Here is a 20,075-nt window from a genome sequence, read left to right as displayed (position 1 = left end):
TCAATCCGCCGCCGGCGGCGACGGATAGGGATAGAGCATGTTCAGCGCCTGGCTCTGGCCGTTGGGCTGGACGATGCGGACATGCTCGCGGCGCAGTTCCCGGGCATGCAGCACCCCACAGGCATGGGCGATCATTTCCACTTCCTGGTTCATGTTGCGCGTGTAATGGGCAACCCGCTCGGCCTTGTCCTCGACGACCAGACCGCGCTGCAGTTTCTGGTTGTGCGTGGTGATGCCGGTCGGACAGGTGTTCTGGTGACAGCGCAAGGCCTGGATGCAGCCGAGCGCAAACATGTAGCCGCGGGCCGAATTGACCAGATCGGCACCACAGGCCAATGCCCAGGCGACCTTGGCCGGGGTCAGCAGCTTGCCCGAGGCAATCACCTTGATCCGCTCGCGCAAGCCGTTTTCGATCAACGCATCGACCACGCGCGGCAGCGCTTCGTTGATCGACAGGGCCATGTGATCGGCCAGCGCCTGCGGCGCCGCGCCCGAACCGCCCTCGCCGCCATCGATGGTGAGGAAATCCGGCGCGCTCCACAAACCGCGCCGTCTGACGGCTTCGGCCAGCTCATGCATGAACTGCCAGCCGCCGATGGCAGTCTTGATGCCGACCGGCTTGCCGGTCACTTCGCGGACATGCACGACCATGTCGAGCAGTTCCTCCATCGTCCCGGTCTCGGGGTGACGGTTTGGCGACAGCGAATCCTTGCCCAGCGGAATACCGCGGATGGCGGCGATCTCGGCCGTCACCTTGGCCGCCGGCAGCACCCCGCCTTTACCCGGCTTGGCGCCCTGCGACAGCTTGATCTCGAAGGCGCGAACATGCTCGTGCCCGGCCAGTTCGCGCAGACGCAGGTCGCTCAGGCGACCGGCTTCGTCGCGGACACCGTACTTGGCCGTGCCGATCTGGAAAATGACGTCGCAGCGCCCTTCGAGATGGTAGGGGCTGAGCCCGCCTTCGCCGGTATCCATATAGCAGCCGGCCAGGGCCGCGCCTTGCGAGAGGGCGCGGACGGCCGGCCGGGAAATGGCGCCGAAACTCATGCCGCTGATATTGATCAGCGAGCGTGCGGCGAACGGCTTGTCGCACCAGCCTTCACCGATCATCACCGGCGGCGACGGCCGGTGATCGCTGTCGAGCACCGGAAAGGCGGCGTTCACAAAAACCAGCGCCCCGGATTGATTGATGTCGTAGGTCGAACCGAAGCCGATCATGCCGCCTTCGTTCTTGGCCAGCCGATAGACCCAGGCGCGTGTCGCCCGGTTGAAGGGCATTTCCTCGCGGTCACCGAGGAAGAAGTACTGGCGGAAGTATTCGCCCAGGCTTTCGAAGAAGAAACGCAGATGGCCGACAATGGGGAAATTGCGCAGGACCGTGTGGCGCTTCTGGGTGACGTCGCGCAGGTACCAGAACAGCAGGAGCACCGCCAGCACCAGAACGACCATCACCCCCAGACTGACGTGAAACACCCCGACGATTTCTGACATTGTCTGCCCCTGACGGTACAATTCGCGCCTAAGCATGCCGCCGGAACCCAGAGATGTCCATAGAATTCGCCTACCCGCTCGCCGCAGAAATCACCCGCAATGTCGACGCCGCCCTGACCGAGGATGTCGGCCCCGGCGACCTGACCGCTTCCCTGGTACCCGGCGACCGTCAGGTCCGGGCCACGGTCATTTCGCGGGAAGCCGGCGTGCTTTGCGGCACGGCCTGGTTCGACGAATGCGTGCGCCGCCTCGACCAGGATGCCCGCATCACCTGGCAGGCCGGTGACGGTGACCGGATCGCTGCCGATCAGCTGTTATGCACCATCGACGGTAACGGCCGCGCCCTGCTGACCGCCGAGCGCAGCGCGCTGAACTTTCTGCAATTGCTGTCGGCGGTGGCCAGCAAGGTCCGCATCTACGCCGACGCCATCGCCGGCACCCGGGCGCAGGTCGTCGACACCCGCAAGACCCTGCCCGGCCTGCGCATTGCCCAGAAATACGCCGTCCGCGCCGGCGGCGGCGGCAACCACCGGCTGGCTCTGTGGGATGCGATCCTGATCAAGGAAAACCACATCCATGCCGCCGGCGGCATCGCCCAAGCCTACGCGGCGGCCGAGCGGGTCGCCGGGCAAGCCGCCGACCGCTGCAAGTTCATCCAGGTCGAAGTCGAAAACCTCGACGAGTTGCACCAGGCACTGGCCGCCGGCGCGCGGATGATCCTGCTCGACAATTTCACCACCGACCTGATGCGCGAGGCCGTCGCCGTCAACGCCGGGCGCGCCATTCTCGAAGCCTCCGGCAACGTCAGCCTGGAAACCATCCGCGCCATTGCCGAAACCGGGGTCGATCGCATCTCGGTCGGTGCGCTGACCAAGGACGTCAAGGCGCTCGACCTGTCGATGCGCTTCGTCGGCTAAGCGGAAGCCGGCGAATGACTTCCCAGGATGCCGGCCTGCAAACCCTGACCCGCTTGTACGTGCGCCTGCTGCACGTCCTGTTTGCACTCTCCCCCTGCGTCGCCATTGTTTACCTGATGCTGTTCCAGGATGCGTTGCTGCGCTTCGAAAGCCATGCCTTCCACGAACTGGCGATTGCGGTCGCCATACTCTCCTGCCTGTTCGTGGCCTGGATTACCTGGCATTGCTACCTCGATTCGGGCGAACCCCTGCTGCGCTGGCTGACGCTCGGTTTCATCGGCTTTGCCGTGGTTTATGCGCCGCACGGCCTGTTCACCGGCTACGCGCAAGATTACCCGATGCTCTTCCTGCTCTACGGCCCGGCCTCACGCCTCACCCTCAATCTGTGCCTGCTGTTCGGCGTACTCAATCACGGCCGACCGGCAGACCCGCCGAAGGCGCGTACAGACAAATCTTTCTGGCTGCTCTGGCTGGCAGGATTCCTGGTATTCGACGGGTTGATTGCCTGGATCGCACTGTCACCGGCCGGCAGTATGCCGCTGGTCCGCATCGGCATGGAGGGAAGCGCCCTGCTCATCGCCTTCGTCGCCCTGTTGCGGATGCAGAGCCGCGGTAGCGGCCTGCCGCTGCTGGCGATCTACTCGCTGTCGCTGGCGATGTTTGCCCAATCCTCGCTGTCCTTCCTGCTCGCCGGCCCCTGGAATCACCAGTGGTGGCTGGCGCACGCGATCAGCGCTTCAGGCTTTCTCCTGCTTAGTTATGGGGTCGTCCGGGCTTTCCAGACGACACGCTCTTTCGCCACAGTGTACAGCCAGGAAATCATCATCCGCCAGCTTGAAGCCGCCAACGAACGCCTGACGCTGATGGCCACCACCGACTCCCTGACCGGCATTGCCAACCGCCGCCATTTCTTCGAACGCGCCGGCGAGGAATTGATCCGGGCCAGCCGCAACGATCACCCGCTCTGCCTGCTGCTGCTGGATATCGATCACTTCAAGGTGATCAACGACACGCACGGTCATCAGGCCGGCGATACCGTACTCAGGAAAATGGCCGGCCGCATCGACGAAATGCTGCGCGGCTCCGACCTGTTCGGCCGCCTGGGCGGCGAGGAATTCGGCATCCTCCTGCCGGAAACCGACATGCCAGCCGCCATCGCCATTGCCGAGCGCATCCGCCAGCACGTCTCGGGCCTGGTCATCACGCATGAAAACCTGAAGCTGTCGGTCACCGTCAGCCTGGGCGTCGCCCAGTTCCCGAGCGACGGCGAACGTTTCGACCTGCTGTTCGCAGAAGCCGACCGCCGCCTCTACCGCGCCAAGGAAAGCGGCCGCAACCGCGTTTACCCGGCGGTTTGAGGCTCAGTCGTCAGACGCGCTCGACCACGAAGCGCTTGATCGCCTCGACATCCGGGTCCATGACCACGACGTGCTGCTCGAGATTTTCAATCCCGGCCAGTTCGGCGGGACGAACTGGTTCGGTACCCAGCGCTTCGCGGATGGTTTCCTCGAATTTCGCCGGCTGCGCGGTTTCCAGAACGATCATCGGCACGCCCGGCTGACGTTTTTCCAGCGCGACCTTGAGTCCGTCGGCGGTATGCGTGTCGAGCATGACCTGGTAGCGCCCCTGGGCAACGCGGATGGTGTTGATGCGATCGGTGTGCGAGCTGCGCCCGGAAACGAACCCGAATTTCGGCAGATCCTTCCAGTAGACCGTGGTGCTCAGATCGAAGGCCTTGCCCTGATCGACCCTGGACCACAGGTCGCGGATCACCACCGGGTCGCGGCCGACCAGATCGAAAACAAAACGCTCGAAGTTCGAGGCCTTGGAGATATCCATCGACGGGCTGGACGTCACGCTGGTTTCCGCCGAAGTCCGCGGACGGTAGATGCCGGTACGGAAGAACTCGTCGAGGACGTCGTTTTCATTGGTCGCCAGCACCAGTTGCTTGATCGGCAAGCCCATCATGCGGGCGATGTGGCCGGCGCAGATGTTGCCGAAGTTGCCCGACGGCACGCAGAACGAGACCTGCTCGTCGTTGGTTTGGGTCGCCAGGAAATAGCCCTGGAAGTAATAGACGATCTGGGCCGCGACGCGTGCCCAGTTGATCGAATTGACGGCGCCGATCTTGTACTGCTTCTTGAACGCGGCGTCGTTGGAAACCGCCTTGACGATGTCCTGGGCGTCGTCGAACATGCCGCGTACGGCGATGTTGAAGATGTTGGCATCGGTCAGCGAATACATCTGGGCGCGCTGGAAAGCACTCATCTTGCCGTCCGGCGAGAGCATGAAGACCTTGACGTTGTGCTTGCCGCGCATGGCGTATTCGGCGGCCGAACCGGTGTCGCCGGAAGTGGCGCCGAGGATGTTGATCGACTCGCCGCGCTTGTCCAGAACATACTCGAACAGGTTGCCGAGCAGTTGCATCGCCATGTCCTTGAAGGCCAGCGTCGGACCGTTCGACAGCTCCTGGGTGTACAACCCGTCTTCCAGCTTGGTCAGCGGCGTGATCTGGCTGGCGTCGCCGCCGTTGCGGGTGAAGCGATAGACATCGGCGGTATAGGTTTTGGCGACGATGGCCTTGAGGTCGTCGGCCGGAATATCGGTGATGAACTTCGACAGGATTTCGTACGCCAGATCGGCGTAGGAAAGCTGGCGCCAGGCATCGAGGTCGGCGCGACTGACTTGCGGATAGGATTCCGGCAGATACAGCCCACCGTCCGGCGCCAGGCCACCGAGGAGAATGTCGCAAAAAGCCTGGGGCGCGGACTGGCCGCGAGTCGAAATGTAGCGCATGGTGAACATCCGGAAAACGGAAAAAAGGTGATTTTAACGCGTCGACCGCAAGATTCGTATCGACAAACCGCGCAAAAGCCTGCAAAGCAGCACTGCTAGCGCATCTGTGCTGACCAAGCCGAGGTAAATTTGCTACCATTCGCCCGCAAGTTTTCCCGCTCGTACGGCCTGTCCGATCAATTTCGGATTCACTGGACCCAACTCGACATGAATCAGCCCAAACCCGATGCTGCATTGTTTCTTGCGTCATCCGTCCATGACATGAAGAATTCGATCAGCGTGTTGCAGGACTCCATACGCCGGAGTCTCGTCCAGGTGGCACATGATCAATCCGAAAGCTACCGGGAAATGTCGCAGATGCTGTACGAAACGCAGCGTATCCACGGCAACCTGATCCAGCTGCTGACGCTCTACAAATTCGGCAACGACCTGTACCCCTTCCATCCGGAAACCCAGGAACTCGCCGAATTCATCCACCTTGCCGTATCGCACGTCGCACCGTTGCTGACCTCGCGCTCGATCGCGCTGGAAACCGAGATCGAGGAAGACTGCTACTGGGACTTCGATAGCGACCTGATTAACGGCATCGTCGTACACGCCATGAACAATGCCGTGCATTACACCAAGGACCGCCTGCGCTTGGTGGCCGGAATGGTCGACAACGCGCTGGAAATCCGCATTGAAGACAACGGCCGGGGTTTTCCGCAACAAATGCTCGACGACGGGGTCGCCGCGATGCGGGGTGTCAACTTCAACACCGGCAGTACCGGGCTGGGCCTCTACTTCGCTGCCGTCGTCGCGCAAATGCACGGCAACCGCCAGGAAAACGGCAGCATCCGACTCGAAAACGGTAGCCTGCTGGGTGGCGGCTGTTTCATTCTCCGACTGCCATGATTGCTCAAATGCCTTCCGGCCTGCCTGCGAACGACACAGACTTCATTGCCCGCAGCAGCTATCTGGTCATCGACGATTTCCAGGGCATGCGCAGCATGCTCACCGGCGTCCTGAAGGCTTGCGGCGCCAATCCGCGCGCCATCGACACGGCGGCCAACGGTCCCGAAGCGATCCAGCTGCTGACCAAGAAACGTTTCGACATCGTCCTCTGCGATTTCAATCTCGGGCACGGCCAGAATGGCATGCAGATTCTCGAAGAGGCAAAATTCAGGAACCTGATCGGCCCGGGTTGCTGCTGGATCATGGTAACTGCGGAAAAGACCGTCGACACGGTCATGGGGACCGCCGAAGCACAACCGGATGCCTACCTGCTCAAGCCGGTCACCGAAGCCGTGCTGACCAGCCGGATCGCCAAGATTCGCGCCCGCAAGGAAACCTTCACCGATATCGATCGCGCCGTCGCCGCCCGCGATTACCTGAAGGCCATCCGGCTGTGCGAAGAACGCGCGGCCAGCGACAAGGTCAACGCCATCGAGCTGCTGCGTACCAAGTGCGACCTGCTGACCCAGACCGGCCAATCCGACAAGGCGCGGCAGACCTACGAAAAGATCCTGGCCAGCCGCGAGATACCCTGGGCCCAACTGGGCCTCGCCAAGGTACACATGCAGGCCGGAGAGTACGATGCGGCGTGCAACCTGCTCGAAACGCTGATCGACCGCAATCGCAACTATCTCGACGCCTACGACAGCCTGGCCGAAACCTATCAGAAACTCGGCGAATCCGAGCGGGCCGAGGATATTCTGGAACGCGCCATCCAGTTGTCGCCCAATTCGCATGCGCGGCAACGCGTGATCGGCGAACTGGCGCTGCGTAACGGAAAACTCGATCGGGCCGAAAAAGCCTTCCGCAAGACGCTGAAACTCTCCGAATATTCGGCACGCAAATCGCCCGAGGCTTTTCTCGGCCTCGCCCGGACCGTGGGCTCGCTGGAAAACCCGAAGGAAGCGCTGAGCATTCTCGAGCAGATGAACAAGGTATTCGATGGCGAAGACACCCGGATCAAGGGCAAGGCTGTCGAAGGTCACGTCTACCATCGGAACGGCATGACCAAGGAAGCGCGTGACAGCGCCGAACAGCTGAGCGCCATGCTGGAACGCGGCAACACCCGGCAAGACTCCGAAACAGCGCGCGAGATGGCCGAATTGCTGCTGGCCACCGGACATCAGGAGAAGGGCCTGAATCTGCTGCAGTCGGAGATCATGAACAACCCCGACGACGAGCGCAACCTGGACGCCATCAAGCAGGTTTTCCGCAAGGCCGGGCTGGCCGAACAAGGCGATGCCGTCGTCGAATCCTCGCGCAAGGAAGCCACCCGGTTGATGAACGCCGGCATCCTGCTGGCGCACGCCGGCAATCATCTCGAAGCCATCGGCAAGATGCGCGACGCCGTGACCAAGATGCCACGCAATGTCCGGCTGTTGCTGAACGCGGCACACATCATGCTCGACTATATGGAACAGGCCGGCGTCGAAGCCTCGCTGATCCGCGAAGTACGTAGCAGCCTGCTGACCGCCAACCAGCTGGCCCCCAACGAATCGCGCTTCGTCGACCTGATGGCCCGCCTGGAAAAGCTGACCACCCGTAACTTCACCTGATCGCCAGCCGCAGTTTGCCAGCCACCATTTGCCTTTGAGAGCCATCGAACATGCCGCCCATCACGCCACTGCTGGCCAGCGACGATGAAAACAAACCCATCGCCAACAGTACTTATCTGATCATCGATGACTTCTCCGGCATCCGCACAATGCTCAGCGGCATCCTGCGCAGTGCCGGCGTTCATCCGCGCGCCATTGATTTTGCCTCCGATGGCCGGGAAGCCCTGTACCAGCTCAACGGCAAGCGCTACGACGTCGTTCTCTGCGACCACAACCTGGGCACCGGGCAAAACGGCATGCAGGTGCTTGAGGAGGCCCGCCACAAGGAGTTGATCGGTCCCAGTTGCTGCTGGTTGATGATCACTGCCGACAAGACACTGGAAACCGTGATGGGCACGGCCGAAGCCCAGCCGGATGCGTATCTGCTCAAACCGGTGACCGAAGCCATGCTGCTTTCCCGAATCCGGCGGATGAAAGCGCGCAAGGAAGCGTTCAACGATGTCGATCACGCGATGATGGCGCACGAATATTACCGGGCGATCAGCATCTGTGAGCAGCGCGCGGCAAGCGACAAGGCCAATGCCGTCGATTTGCTGCGCCTGAAATGCGAGTTGTTGATTCACGTCGGACAAACCGATCAGGCACGGGTTTTTTACGAGAAGATGTTGGCAACCCGCGACCTGCCCTGGGCACAACTGGGCCTGGCCAAAATCCACATCCAGCTCGGCGAATCCGACATTGCCTGTCAATTGCTCGAACAACTGATCAATCGCAGCCGCAATTACCTCGAAGCCTACGACTGTCTGGCCCAAACCTACCGCCGCCTGAATCAGAGCGAAAAGGCCGAACACATTCTCGAACAGGCACTGGCCCTCTCACCGCTATCGCATACCCGACAGCGCGCAATGGGCGAACATGCACTGGCCAGCGGCAAGCACGAACGCGCCGAAAAAGCCTTCCGGATGGCCATCCTGCTGGGCGAATTCTCCGTGCACAAGAGCCCCGATAGTTATCTCGGCCTAGCCAAAGCACTGAGTTCCCGCGGCAACTCGGTGGAAGCGTTGAGCACGCTCGACAAAATGCTGAAGATTTTCGACAGCGAGGACAGCAAACTGCTGTCAAAATCGGTCGAATGCCGCATTCTGCTCGACAATGGCGATATCGACCGGGCCCGCCAGCAAGCCGAGGAAATCGTCCGCCTGCTTGACCGGGGCAATACCGGTCACCTGGGTTCGGTGGCCACCCGTGACATGGCAGAAACGCTGCTCATGCTCGGCCAGCACGACAAGGCCATCGAACTGCTGCGCAGCGAAATCCTGAACAATCCGGACGATCCGGCCAATCTGGAAGCCGTCCGCCTGATTTTCCAGAAACAGGGACTCAGCGACGAAGGCAACGAGATGGTCGAGGCAACTCGCGCCCAGGCCGTCGACATGATGAACAGCAGCGTCCTGCTGTCGCGCTCCGGCGATTTTGCCCACGCCATCGCCAAGATGCGGCAGGCGCTGGAAATCATGCCGCGCAATGTCCGCCTGTTGCTCAATGCGGCACACCTGCTGATCAGCCAGATCGAAAAGGCCGGCAACGACCCAAGCCTGATCCGCGAAGCCCGCCGTCACCTGTTGACCGCCAATGCCTGCGCACCGGGCGAGCCGCGTTTCTCCGACCTGATGTCGCGCCTCGAAAAACTCAACGCCAGCACGGCCGATGCGGCAGCCTGATCCAGGCCCCGGCGCACAACACCGGCTGCTACTGCGATCGACGCCTGCTCAAGGCCGAAATTGCCGGTAGCGCACCAGCCCGCCGACGAACCACAACAGGCCGCTCGCGGCGAGCGGCATCGCCAATTCGGGCAAACCTGCAAGAAACAGAACGCCTGCCGTCAGAAATACAACGCTACGCCCCTGCCCGCCCGCCACCAGCGCCACCCTGAGCGCTTGACGCTGTGGCGACATCGGCCCCGGCCAGACCCACACCGGCAGCAACTGGCTCAAGGCGCCGGTCACAAGAGGCAGCAGGAACGCCGCCACCCAGGCCCATAGCCCGGGCATGGCCGGCATCACCCCGGCACCATGCAACACACCGGCAAGCAATCCCAATATCCAGCCGAACACAGCGGCAATGAGCGATACCGCCGCACCATCGCCAAGAAGTCGCTGCCACCCGAAGCATTGCAGCCAGCGCACCAGCAACAGGCCGGCCAAGACCAGCAGCACCGCTGCCCCGACGGTCGCCAGCGACCAGTGAACGGCAATACTCAGAACCACCGTCAGCACGGCCAGCAGCATGGGCCACAGGTAACGCTGCAGCCATTGGGCGGCGCCCGGATCGGCCCGACCGAGCACGGTCGGCAGAAGAACCGGCAGTGTGCCGAATGCGGCCAGGCCGACCAGGCCCAGCGTGTTCAGGTGCAGATGCAGCAGGCGCCAGACTTGCCAATGCGCCGGCCACAGCGCCATCGCCAGAATGGCCATTAGCGCCAGCATCAGCACAGCAAGTGCTGCCGCATACCATCGCCAGCCCGGATGCGGCCGCCCCAGCGCGGCACGTGCCCGACGCACGATCCAGTAGAGCAAGCCGCCGGCCAGTGACAGATCGATGGCTGCTGCCAGTTGCAGCAGCTCGTAAGGGAAGATGCCCTGCAAAGCGAGGACCAGCAGGACCCCGGCCAACTGGGCAAACACCGGCAAACGCCGGATGATTGCCGGCGCATCGCCCGTTCGCGTGAGCACGGGAACGAAGTGCGTCATTGCCGCAAAGATCAGCGGCACAATGCCGACGGCAAACACCAGATGCGCCACCGCTGCCGGCGTGCCGACCCCGACCGCCGCCAACGAGGCGGCTGCGATCAGGGCCAGCAGCGTCAGGGCAGCGGTTATCAGCAAATCAGCCGCCGATCACCTTGAAATCGATGACGATGGCGCCCGGTTCGCGCTGCACGTACTCAATCGACACCTGATTGCCGTAGCGCTGCTGCATCTGGGCAAGCAGCGGCAAAGGGTCGTGGTCGTTGCAGAAACGCATGGTTTCACCCGGCATCAGCGACTCGAGCGCGCCGAAGATGGCGGCATGACGAAAACGCTTGGCAACACCACGGGCGTCGAAGGGATAAAGCGCCTCGGCGGTGGGACGGTCGCAGGCATGGATGGCGTGAGTCATGGGGATTTCCTTGTAAAAAAGCTGCCGCTAGCAGCAAGAGCCCCGATTCTGCCGACCCCGGAACGGCATTTCCTTGATCTGCATCGCCCTGAACGACAAAGGGGGCCGCAGCCCCCTTCTTCATGCGCAGATAGGCAGGTTTACTGCAGCTCTTCCAGACGGATACGCTTGACCTGGGCCTTGACCGCGGCCAGCGCCTCGACCTTGGCGACTGCGGCGAGTGCTGCGCTTTCGCTGCAGACGTGGGTGAGGATGATGATGTCGGTCTCGCCCTCGCCTTCTTCCGGCTCGCGCTGGAGCATGGCGTCGATCGAGATGCCCTGGTCGGCGAGGATGCGGGTGACGTCGGCGAGCACGCCGGCCTTGTCCTCGACGCGCAGGCGCAGGTAGTTGCCGGTCTCGATCTCGCTCATCGGCAGGATCGGCAGCTTGGACATCGCGTTCGGCTGGAAAGCCAGATGCGGCACGCGGTGCTCCGGGTCGGCGGTGGCCAGACGGGTGACGTCGACCAGGTCGGCGATCACTGCCGAGGCGGTCGGCTCGGCGCCGGCGCCCTTGCCGTAGTAGAGCGTGGTGCCGACGGCGTCGCCCTTGACGACGACAGCGTTCATCGCGCCCTCGACGTTGGCGATCAGGCGCTTGGCCGGGATTAGCGTCGGATGCACGCGCAGTTCGACACCGTTTTCACGGCGCTTGGCGATGCCGAGCAGCTTGATGCGGTAGCCGAGCTGTTCGGCGTACTTGATGTCGGAGGCTTCGAGCTTGGTGATGCCCTCGACGTAAGCCTTGTCGAACTGGACCGGGATGCCGTAGGCGATCGAGGCAATCAGCGTCGCCTTGTGGGCGGCGTCGACACCTTCGATATCGAAGGTCGGATCAGCCTCGGCGTAACCCAGGCGCTGCGCCTCGGCGAGCACGTCGGCGAAGGGCAGGCCCTTGTCGCGCATCTCGGAGAGGATGAAGTTGGTAGTGCCATTGATGATGCCGGCGGCCCATTCGATGCGGTTGGCGGTGAGGCCTTCGCGCAGCGCCTTGATGATCGGGATGCCACCGGCGACGGCGGCTTCGAAGGCGACCATGACGCCCTTCTGCTGGGCGGCGGTGAAGATCTCGGTGCCATGCACGGCGAGCAGCGCCTTGTTGGCGGTGACGACGTGCTTGCCGTTGGCGATTGCCTGCATCACCAGCTCCTTGGCGACGCCGTAGCCGCCGATCAACTCGACGATGATGTCGATTTCCGGATCATTGACCAGGGCAAAGGCATCGGCCGTGACCCTGGCGCTACCGCCGGTGACCTGCTGGGCAAGTTCCACATTCTTGTCGGCCACGGCGGTAATGCGAATCGGGCGGCCGGCGCGGCGGGTAATTTCTTCCGCGTTACGGTTGAGAACGGTCCAGGTGCCACCGCCGACGGTGCCGATGCCGATTAGGCCTACATTGATGGGTTTCATAGCTCAGTCTTTGTTGATGAGATGGTTGGTGTTGTGACGTTTGCGATAGTTCTCGAGGAAACGGGCGACACGGCCGACGGCCTCGCGCAGATCGTCCTCGTGCGGCAGGAAGACCAGCCGGAAGTGGTCGGGGTGCGGCCAGTTGAAGCCGGTCCCCTGAACCAGCAGGACCTTTTCTTCCTGCAGCAGTTCGGCAATGAACTGCTGGTCGTTCTTGATCGGGTAGATCTTGGGATCGAGCCTGGGGAACATGTACAGCGCCGCCTTGGGCTTGACGCAGGAGACACCGGGAATCGCCGTGATCAGTTCGTGTGCGAGATCGCGCTGGCGACGCAGGCGACCGCCGTCGCGCACCAGATCGTCAATGCTCTGGTAACCGCCCAGCGCAGTCTGGATGCCGTGCTGGCCGGGCGCGTTGGCGCACAGGCGCATCGAGGCCAGCATGTCGAGGCCCTCGATATAGTCCTTGGCATGGCGCTTGTCGCCGGAAACGACCATCCAGCCGGCACGGTAGCCGCAGGAACGGTAGTTTTTGGACAGACCGTTGAAGGTGATGGTCAGCACGTCTTCCGACAGGGCCGCGATCGAGGTATGGGTGACGCCGTCGTACAGCACCTTGTCGTACACCTCGTCGGCGTAGATGATCAGGTGGTGCTGGCGGGCGATCTCGATGATCTCGTGCAGCAGGTCGTCCGGATACAGCGCACCGGTCGGGTTGTTCGGGTTGATGATGACGATCGCCCGCGTGTTCTTGTTGATCTTGCTGCGGATATCGTCGAGGTCGGGCAGCCAGCCCTTTTCCTCGTCGCACAGGTAATGCACGGGCTTGCCGCCGGACAGGCTGACCGCCGCCGTCCACAGCGGATAGTCGGGGGCCGGCACGAGCACTTCGTCGCCAGCGTCGAGCAAGGCGTTCATCGCCATCACGATCAGTTCGGACACGCCGTTGCCGACGTAGATGTCCTCCAGCGTTACCCCCCTGATGTGCTTCTGCTGGGTGTAATGCATGATCGCCTTGCGCGCCGCGAAGATACCCTTCGAATCCGTATAACCGGCCGCGTTGGGCAGGTTGCGGATCATGTCCTGCTGGATTTCTTCGGGCGAATCGAAACCGAACGAGGCCAGGTTGCCGATGTTCAGCTTGATGATCTTGTGGCCTTCTTCTTCCATCTGCTTGGCCATCTGCAGCACGGGGCCGCGGATGTCGTAGCAGACGTTGGCAAGTTTGGCGGATTTCTTGACGTGCTTCATGAAATTGTCCGGATTGGCGAGGTTTGGGCCAAAGGTATAATCCTACTATTACGAATGCTGCACCGCAAAGTGAAACTCCATACATCCAGCACTGACGGCCTCAATCTCTTCACCGCCTACGGTGACGACTACGTTGCGGTCAATCATCAAAAGCACGAGAACAACCTGATCGTGTGCCCTGAAAGCATCATCGCCGACTGGTCGACGGCCCGCGTCGATGCACTGACCGAGGCCGACCGCCAGAAACTGCTCGAACTGGGCATCGGCATCATCCTGCTCGGCACCGGCAAACGCCTGCGTTTCCCCGCGGTCGAATGGATGCGCCCATTTGCAGCAGCCGGCATCGGCCTGGAAATCATGGACCTGCAAGCTGCCTGCCGGACCTACAACATTCTCGCCGGCGAAGGCCGCAAAGTCGCTGCGGCGCTGCTTTTCGACTAGATCCGGTCGGCCGACGGCGCACCGAAATGGTAGCCCTGCCCGGCCTTCACCGAGTCCTTGAGCAACATCTCCACCTGCTCGGCGTTCTCGACGCCTTGGGCAATCACTTCGACCTCAAGCGACGACGCCAGCGACACGATCGAGCGCAGTAGCGCCCGTGCAGCCTCGTTCTCCGGCGCTTCGGCGACCAGTCCGGCGTTAAGCTTCACATAATCCGGCGGCAGATCGCGCAGCAACTGCAGCGAACTTGGCATCAGGCCAAAATGATCAATCCCGAAACGAACCTGGTGCGTGCGCAGCATGTCGGCGAACTGACGCGCCGCTTCCATGTCGAGCGAGCAGCCGTATTCGGTCAACTCGAAGGACAGACGGACGCCCCGCTGATTCAGGCGCGACAGCCGCCCACCGATCCAGGTCAGGAACTCGCGGTTATCCAGGCTCTGATTGGAGAGATTGACCGCCAGATTGACGCACTCATCGCCGCCCCGCTCCTCCAGTCGGCGGAAAACCAGCGACAGCAGGGCCTGATCGATATCCGGCATCAATTTATGCCGCATCGCCATCGGCAGGAACACCGAAGCAGGCACCAGATTACCGTCGTTACCCACAAGGCGCGTCATGATTTCCTGCTGCATCACTTCGCCACTCGATAACGAGACCACCGGTTGTCCAAGCAGCGTCCACCGATTTTCGGCCAGGGCATTGCGAATCAATTCACGCCAGGCCAACGAACCGATCGACGACTCCGAGGAGCCGACGTCGACCACGTACTGCAAGGCATTACGCCCAGACTGACGCGCGCTCTCGATGGCCAGGTCGAGCCGGGACATCACCCGAGCCCGCTCCTCGCCATGACGAAAATGCACCATGCCGACGCTGAAAGAGAAATCCCCCCCCTCCTCCAGCCCATCGAAAATCTGCTGCAGGCGGTCACGCAACTGACGACCGATCTCGGCCAAGGTTGCGGCATTCTGATCAAACAGCACGAAACCGAAAGAACTGCCGCCAATGCGGCAAAGAATCGAAGCCCGGTCGCCCAGCGTTTCGCGGGCAACCGCGGCAACAGAAGCCAGGAACTGATCGCCCTTGCGATAACTGGCCTCGGTATTGAAATTCTTGAGGTTGTTCACTTCGATACCGATCAATGCGGCATCGGAAAATGCAATTTCTCCGCTCAATGCCTGCCCCAGACGCAGATCAAAGCTGCGCCGGTTGTCCAGCCCGGTCACATCGTCCTGATAGGCCTCACGGCGAAACTGCTCGGCCTTTCTCGATTCTGCATCGAGAAATTCGGATATTTTCCGCGACATCTCGTTCATCGCGCCGACTACCCTGGCCAACTCCAGTGCTCGTGGCTTGACCTTGATCTGACCGAAATGCTTTTGCTGGATATCGACGGCCGAACGTTCGATTTCGGACAGGGGATTCAGTATCCAGCGCAACACCACGCGCACCAGCGCCAGTGCCAGAAAGTAAGCGAACAACATCCAGCCTGAGATCTCAAGCGCCGATTTCCACAAATATTGATAGGCATGCGTCGGCTGGGAAAGCACGACAACCTTGCCCAACTGCCGCCAACGAGCCGTCAGGAAAGATTCGCCCGAAGGGGCCTGCAAGGTCACCAGCGATGTGAACCACAAGGGCACGCCTTCTACCTTGGCTGCCAGTTCCCGCTCGACAATGACCGAGCCGTCAACGCCGAGAATGGCGATACGCTGAAAATACCCGCGGTCGAACAGGGTGGCCACCTGGGTTTCCGCCAGTATCCTGTCGCCGTCGGCCAGCGACTGGGAGAGCGGGTGGACCAGCGACGAAGCGGCATCCTGGGCATGCGAGCCCAATTGCTCCTCAAGGTAGGCGCGCGTTCCGGAAACGCCCAGTATCGCCAACCCGACGAATACGCCGAGAAAGATGACCGAAATCCCGAGAAACAACTGTCGTCTCAAGGTCATGAAAACACCCTCAAAAAAAATGGCAGCCTTAGGCTGCCATTTTCGAAAAAACAACAAGCTCAGGAACGGCTGACGCTACCACCGCCACCACCTGTGAAGGTAGGAACTGGCGAATTACCAAAATTACCCAAACCGCTCGGACCGCCGACAGTATCGCCACCCTGGGGACCGCCAGCGGCAGTGGAAGCGGTCACAATCTGGGGATCGACTCCACACGCCAGAGCAGCCTGAGTCACGACAGCGGGAGCAACACCCGCAGCAATTGCCGCAGAAACCACCGATTTAGGATCACCTACTTCGACCACGGCACAAATCACAGGTTGCACAGACAGCCCCTGCCCTAACATCGCGCTGACCAACAAGGCTTCCGAAACACCTGCGCTCTTTGCACCTGCCGCAATAACCGAAAGCGATTGCCCCGCAATCAGACTGCGCTGGACTTCGGCATCGACCTGAGCAGCCGTCATGTTCGGCACGAAAGCAGCGACCGCTGCAAAACTCGACAGCGAAACACCGGCTGCCAGTGCAATTTTGATAAAGATCTTCATTCGATCCCCCGACAAGGTTTGATATGGTCTCAGGTTAGCACCGGGATTACCCGTTCGTCAACTTCAATTTCGCATAAATATCGACAAAAAATCTTTTCAATACAATGATTTTCAAGATATGAAATCCGAAGAAAGAAAACCGGATCAGCGATGCGGAAGCATCAGCCGACAGCCCCCAGAATCCCTTTGTGCACCAGCGAACTCGCCCGCCATTCATTGAAACTGAGCGGCTTGCCAAACACATACCCCTGCACGGCATCACAACCAATCCGGCGCAGCACCTCGAGTTGCTCCGGCGTCTCCACACCTTCGGCAACCGCCCTGACACCAAGACGCTGGGCAAATGCCACCAGCGCCGCCACCAATTCCCGCATTTGCGGATTGACGGTAATCTCGCTGGTAAAGGAGCGATCGATCTTGATCGAGCTCATCGGCAACTGACTGAGCAGGCTGAAGGAGCAATAGCCGGCACCAAAATCGTCGAGCGAGAACTTGCAGCCCGATTCCGCCAGACCAAGCAAAGTCCTGACAGCACGCTCGTTGCCGGTAAGCGCAGCCTCGGAGCACTCGAAGGTCAGCCGCCGGGTTGGAACCCCAGCCGATGCCAGCGTTTCCAGCAGGTGATTTACCGCATCCGGGGCTGACAGCTGTTTGGCTGAGAGATCGATGACCAAGCCCAGATCCCCACCCATGTCATTGAGTTCTCCGGCGGCCTGAGCCAGCGCCTTGCGCCCGAGTTCCGGCATGATGCCGATTTCTTCGGCAATTTCGAGAAAACGCCCGGCATCGAGCAGGCCGAATTCTGGGTGCTGGAAGCGCAACAAGGCTTCGACATACTCGGCCCGGCCTGTTTTCAGGCAAACCTCGGGCAGGTAGCGCAAAGTGTAACGCCAATCCGTGAGCCCCTCGCGCAAGGCGTGCTCCATGTCACGGCGCCCATGGGAACGGGGCATTTCCCAAGGATGAAAAAACCGGAAACACCCCTTGCCCGCAGCCTTGGCTTCGTACAACGCAACATCGGCTGCAGCAAGCAGTTCGTCCGCTTCCTCGGCATCGTCGGGATAGATCGCGACACCGATACTCGCATCGATGCGCAGGAGGGCATTGCCGTAGGGAATCTCTCTCGATATCTCGTTAAGCAGTTTCTGGCAGATGCTGTCCATGCATTCCGGTGTATCCCCCTGCTCCAGGATCAGCACAAACTCGTCGCCGCCACGCCGACTGACGGTATCGCTCATGCGCAACGCCTGGACCATGCGCGATGCCGACACCCTGAGCACCTCGTCGCCGGCGGCATGGCCCCAGCTATCATTGATGAGCTTGAAGTGATCCAGATCGAGGTAGAGCAGTGCCAGTTTGTGGCGATACCGGCGAGCCCGGGCAATCGAACGCTGCAGACGATCAAGGAACAGGACGCGGTTTGGCAGGCCGGTCAGGCTGTCGAAATGCGCCAGGCGACGCATCCGCTCCTCCTCGCGCTTACGCTCGGTGATGTCGGACACCAGCCCGACAAAGCGCCTCGGCATGCCGATTTCTCCGTCGACCGCTGCAATCGACAGCCATTGATCGTAAAGTACACCATCCTTGCGCCGGTTGGTGATTTCCCCCGACCATCGCCCGTGGGTCAGCAGGTTCTCCCACATCGTTCGATAAAACTCCGGGGGATGCAAACCGGAGGAAAGCATTGACGTACGCTGCCCGACCACTTCGTCCGGACGATACCCCGTGAGCAGGGAAAACGCCGGGTTGACCGCAAGGATCCTGGCTTGATCATCGGTAATCAGGATGCCCTCATTGACAACTTCAAAGACCATGCTGGCCATCTTCAAGTCGAGTACGCGCTGACGATCCCGCAGGCAGCGGGCGAGCATATCCAGCATCAGCGCATGATCAAGCGGCAGCAGGAGATGGGCATCAATCCCCAGATCAATCACTCGATGCAGAAAATCGTTATCCGCAGCCGTCGAAATCAACATGATCAAGGCATCGGAATCCAGCGCCCGGATTTTCCCGCTCATTTCCAGGGCATCGATACCGGATATCGACTGCCCGGCGATCACGACGTCGGGGCTGATCCTGCTCCAGCAATTCAGTCCGGCATCGCCGTCTGTCGCCTGCACCACCTCGCGCACCGAAGGTGACAGCATGCGAACCAGATCGGCACGCAAGCCTGGATCACTCTCCACCACCAGGATGCGAGCCTGAGAGAGCAGGCTGGAATTGCTCCGGAAACCCATCAGCGACGCGGCAAGCCGTTGACGGTAGCTGACGGTACCACCCGCCCCGCATCACCGGCACAGGACTGCAGGACCATGCATTCCGAAGAAGCCCGGGTCAGCAACACGGCACGCTGGGCCAACGCCGAGTCAATCCGCCCTTGGCGCCCGGCGGGCAACAGCAAGGTCGAACCCACCTCGTAGTAATGCCCATCGGGTAGCGGATTTGCCTGCAGGACAGTATTCAGCGGCAACTTGTTACGCTCGGCAATTTCCTGCGGCGTGGCCGCCCGGGTGATCCGCAGCATCCGCCAGGTAACCCACGGTCCAACATAGGTCGCCATGTTGTCCACGAGCTTCAGTGCCGCCTGAGGAGGCAGCAGCAGATTGACGTTATGTCGCCCGATGACCACCGGCGCCTTCAGCGAGGGATTGAGCCGCAGCAACTCTTCCCGGGAAAGGCCTGCCAGCCTGGCCAGCAGGAGTACATCGATATCCCGGTGAATTTCCACCACGGTATATTGTGGGGCGTTCGCAATCACCGGCAGCTTCACGCCATATTCATCCGGTTCGAGCAGAAGTCGCCGTACCGCCAGGATACGCGGCACGTACTCCCGGGTTTCCTGCGGCAAGGCAGCCGCGATGTCCTTGAATCCCGGTTTCTCGACGCCACGCCGCCTGGCCCGCTCGATTTCGTTCTGCACCCTGCGCTCACCGCAATTGTAGGCCGCCATCGCCAACTGCCAGTCATCGAACATGCCGTGCAATGCCTGCAGGTAATCCAGGGCGGCGCGCGTCGAAACCACCAGGTTACGGCGATCATCGCGGAAACGGTCGATACCGATCTCGTAGTTCTTTGCCGTGCTCTCGATGAACTGCCAGGCACCATGCGCCTCCGCATGCGATGCCGCCTGCAGCGAGTAGCCGGACTCGACAAACGGAACCAGTGCCAGTTCCATCGGCGGGCCGCGCGCCTCGACCGCATCGACCACGTGGTACAACAATCCCCCCGCTCGCTCGGCAATACGCTGGATGATGCCGCTGGCACCAAAGCGCTTGGCAACCGCCTTAACTTCGGCATCGCCGTCGATGCCGTGAAGTTTGAAACCCTCGCGGATACGCGCCCAGATATCCGGGTATGTTCTGGCGTCGGCCATCGCTTCGCTGATCGCCGCTTCCGGCTCGATCTCCACGTCGGGAACACTGAGTGCCACCGGCGTTTCCTCGACCTCCACGTAGGGCGCATCGAATACCGACGCACACCCGCCAAGGACGAGCGAAACCAACAACGGGAGAGTGGTCCG

Annotated in this window: 16 protein-coding genes; 6 read left to right on the top strand and 10 right to left on the bottom strand. The window is 61.3% G+C overall.

From position 1 onward, the window contains the following. Nucleotides 1-1,491 (bottom strand): FMN-binding glutamate synthase family protein, encoded by a 1,491-nt coding sequence (locus Q0799_RS01525; protein WP_298393438.1) that lies wholly within the window; start codon nt 1,489-1,491, stop codon nt 1-3. Nucleotides 1,492-1,544: 53 nt separating this feature from the next. Between Q0799_RS01525 and nadC the strand changes: the two genes are divergently transcribed. After that, complete coding sequence (gene nadC / locus Q0799_RS01520; RefSeq protein WP_298393436.1) at nt 1,545-2,408, top strand: carboxylating nicotinate-nucleotide diphosphorylase; 864 nt, start codon at nt 1,545-1,547, stop codon at nt 2,406-2,408. Between the two features lie 14 nt (nt 2,409-2,422). Beyond that, nucleotides 2,423-3,766: a sensor domain-containing diguanylate cyclase gene (locus Q0799_RS01515; protein WP_298393434.1), complete on the top strand. Its 1,344-nt coding sequence runs from the start codon at nt 2,423-2,425 to the stop codon at nt 3,764-3,766. A 10-nt stretch (nt 3,767-3,776) separates the two neighbouring features. Here the strand turns inward: Q0799_RS01515 and thrC are convergent, their stop codons facing one another. Then, complete coding sequence (thrC, locus tag Q0799_RS01510; RefSeq protein WP_298393432.1) at nt 3,777-5,204, bottom strand: threonine synthase; 1,428 nt, start codon at nt 5,202-5,204, stop codon at nt 3,777-3,779. Nucleotides 5,205-5,519: 315 nt separating this feature from the next. Here thrC and Q0799_RS01505 point away from each other — a divergent pair, with 315 nt between their 5' ends. The 3 genes from Q0799_RS01505 to Q0799_RS01495 are packed head-to-tail and all read left to right on the top strand — an operon-like array spanning nt 5,520 to nt 9,474. Continuing rightward, nucleotides 5,520-6,098 (top strand): HAMP domain-containing sensor histidine kinase, encoded by a 579-nt coding sequence (locus Q0799_RS01505; protein ID WP_298393430.1) that lies wholly within the window; start codon nt 5,520-5,522, stop codon nt 6,096-6,098. Nucleotides 6,099-6,106: 8 nt separating this feature from the next. Beyond that, on the top strand, nt 6,107-7,753 hold the full coding sequence (locus tag Q0799_RS01500) for a tetratricopeptide repeat protein (protein WP_298393428.1): 1,647 nt from the start codon (nt 6,107-6,109) through the stop codon (nt 7,751-7,753). Between the two features lie 50 nt (nt 7,754-7,803). Beyond that, nucleotides 7,804-9,474, top strand: coding sequence for a response regulator (locus Q0799_RS01495; protein WP_298393426.1), 1,671 nt, complete (start codon nt 7,804-7,806; stop codon nt 9,472-9,474). Between the two features lie 48 nt (nt 9,475-9,522). Here the strand turns inward: Q0799_RS01495 and Q0799_RS01490 are convergent, their stop codons facing one another. The 4 genes from Q0799_RS01490 to Q0799_RS01475 form a co-directional block, all read right to left on the bottom strand. Beyond that, complete coding sequence (locus Q0799_RS01490) at nt 9,523-10,638, bottom strand: hypothetical protein (RefSeq protein WP_298393424.1); 1,116 nt, start codon at nt 10,636-10,638, stop codon at nt 9,523-9,525. A 1-nt stretch (nt 10,639) separates the two neighbouring features. Further along, a complete protein-coding gene (locus tag Q0799_RS01485; RefSeq protein WP_051295485.1) occupies nt 10,640-10,912 on the bottom strand; it encodes a DUF2249 domain-containing protein in 273 nt (90 codons plus the stop codon). A 140-nt stretch (nt 10,913-11,052) separates the two neighbouring features. After that, nucleotides 11,053-12,363, bottom strand: coding sequence for a homoserine dehydrogenase (locus Q0799_RS01480; protein ID WP_298393418.1), 1,311 nt, complete (start codon nt 12,361-12,363; stop codon nt 11,053-11,055). 3 nt (nt 12,364-12,366) lie between these two features. Continuing rightward, nucleotides 12,367-13,614, bottom strand: a complete 1,248-nt coding sequence (locus tag Q0799_RS01475) for a pyridoxal phosphate-dependent aminotransferase (protein ID WP_298393416.1) — start codon at nt 13,612-13,614, stop codon at nt 12,367-12,369. Nucleotides 13,615-13,683: 69 nt separating this feature from the next. On the opposite strand from Q0799_RS01475, the gene Q0799_RS01470 reads away from it, so the two are divergent. Then, entirely contained in the window at nt 13,684-14,055 is a 372-nt protein-coding gene (locus tag Q0799_RS01470; protein ID WP_298393414.1) for an Mth938-like domain-containing protein, read from the top strand. Here Q0799_RS01470 and Q0799_RS01465 read toward each other — a convergent pair. From Q0799_RS01465 to Q0799_RS01450, 4 genes are all read right to left on the bottom strand, one after another. Beyond that, nucleotides 14,052-16,007, bottom strand: coding sequence for an EAL domain-containing protein (locus Q0799_RS01465; protein ID WP_298393411.1), 1,956 nt, complete (start codon nt 16,005-16,007; stop codon nt 14,052-14,054). The two genes, Q0799_RS01470 and Q0799_RS01465, sit on opposite strands and share 4 nt — an antisense overlap. A gap of 59 nt (nt 16,008-16,066) precedes the next feature. Continuing rightward, nucleotides 16,067-16,555, bottom strand: coding sequence for a hypothetical protein (locus tag Q0799_RS01460; protein WP_298393409.1), 489 nt, complete (start codon nt 16,553-16,555; stop codon nt 16,067-16,069). A 161-nt stretch (nt 16,556-16,716) separates the two neighbouring features. Continuing rightward, entirely contained in the window at nt 16,717-18,792 is a 2,076-nt protein-coding gene (locus tag Q0799_RS01455) for an EAL domain-containing protein (protein ID WP_298393407.1), read from the bottom strand. Beyond that, nucleotides 18,792-20,057 (bottom strand): lytic transglycosylase domain-containing protein, encoded by a 1,266-nt coding sequence (locus tag Q0799_RS01450; RefSeq protein WP_298393406.1) that lies wholly within the window; start codon nt 20,055-20,057, stop codon nt 18,792-18,794. The genes Q0799_RS01455 and Q0799_RS01450 overlap by 1 nt, the downstream gene beginning before the upstream one ends. Nucleotides 20,058-20,075 lie beyond the last annotated feature (18 nt).

Origin of the sequence: uncultured Azonexus sp. (genome assembly GCF_937982035.1) — a bacterium.
Classification (GTDB): domain Bacteria; phylum Pseudomonadota; class Gammaproteobacteria; order Burkholderiales; family Rhodocyclaceae; genus Azonexus.
The sequence above is the reverse complement of the archived record's forward strand: the minus strand, read 5'-3'. Positions and strand labels throughout refer to the sequence as shown.

What these genes read in the sequence shown, in the direction of transcription:
- Q0799_RS01525 (WP_298393438.1), bottom strand. Translation starts at nt 1,491, where the DNA reads ATGTCAGAAATCGTCGGGGTGTTTCACGTCAGTCTGGGGGTGATGGTC.
- nadC (WP_298393436.1), top strand. Translation starts at nt 1,545, where the DNA reads ATGTCCATAGAATTCGCCTACCCGCTCGCCGCAGAAATCACCCGCAAT.
- Q0799_RS01515 (WP_298393434.1), top strand. Translation starts at nt 2,423, where the DNA reads ATGACTTCCCAGGATGCCGGCCTGCAAACCCTGACCCGCTTGTACGTG.
- thrC (WP_298393432.1), bottom strand. Translation starts at nt 5,204, where the DNA reads ATGCGCTACATTTCGACTCGCGGCCAGTCCGCGCCCCAGGCTTTTTGC.
- Q0799_RS01500 (WP_298393428.1), top strand. Translation starts at nt 6,107, where the DNA reads ATGCCTTCCGGCCTGCCTGCGAACGACACAGACTTCATTGCCCGCAGC.
- Q0799_RS01495 (WP_298393426.1), top strand. Translation starts at nt 7,804, where the DNA reads ATGCCGCCCATCACGCCACTGCTGGCCAGCGACGATGAAAACAAACCC.
- Q0799_RS01485 (WP_051295485.1), bottom strand. Translation starts at nt 10,912, where the DNA reads ATGACTCACGCCATCCATGCCTGCGACCGTCCCACCGCCGAGGCGCTT.
- Q0799_RS01480 (WP_298393418.1), bottom strand. Translation starts at nt 12,363, where the DNA reads ATGAAACCCATCAATGTAGGCCTAATCGGCATCGGCACCGTCGGCGGT.
- Q0799_RS01475 (WP_298393416.1), bottom strand. Translation starts at nt 13,614, where the DNA reads ATGAAGCACGTCAAGAAATCCGCCAAACTTGCCAACGTCTGCTACGAC.
- Q0799_RS01465 (WP_298393411.1), bottom strand. Translation starts at nt 16,007, where the DNA reads ATGACCTTGAGACGACAGTTGTTTCTCGGGATTTCGGTCATCTTTCTC.
- Q0799_RS01460 (WP_298393409.1), bottom strand. Translation starts at nt 16,555, where the DNA reads ATGAAGATCTTTATCAAAATTGCACTGGCAGCCGGTGTTTCGCTGTCG.
- Q0799_RS01455 (WP_298393407.1), bottom strand. Translation starts at nt 18,792, where the DNA reads ATGGGTTTCCGGAGCAATTCCAGCCTGCTCTCTCAGGCTCGCATCCTG.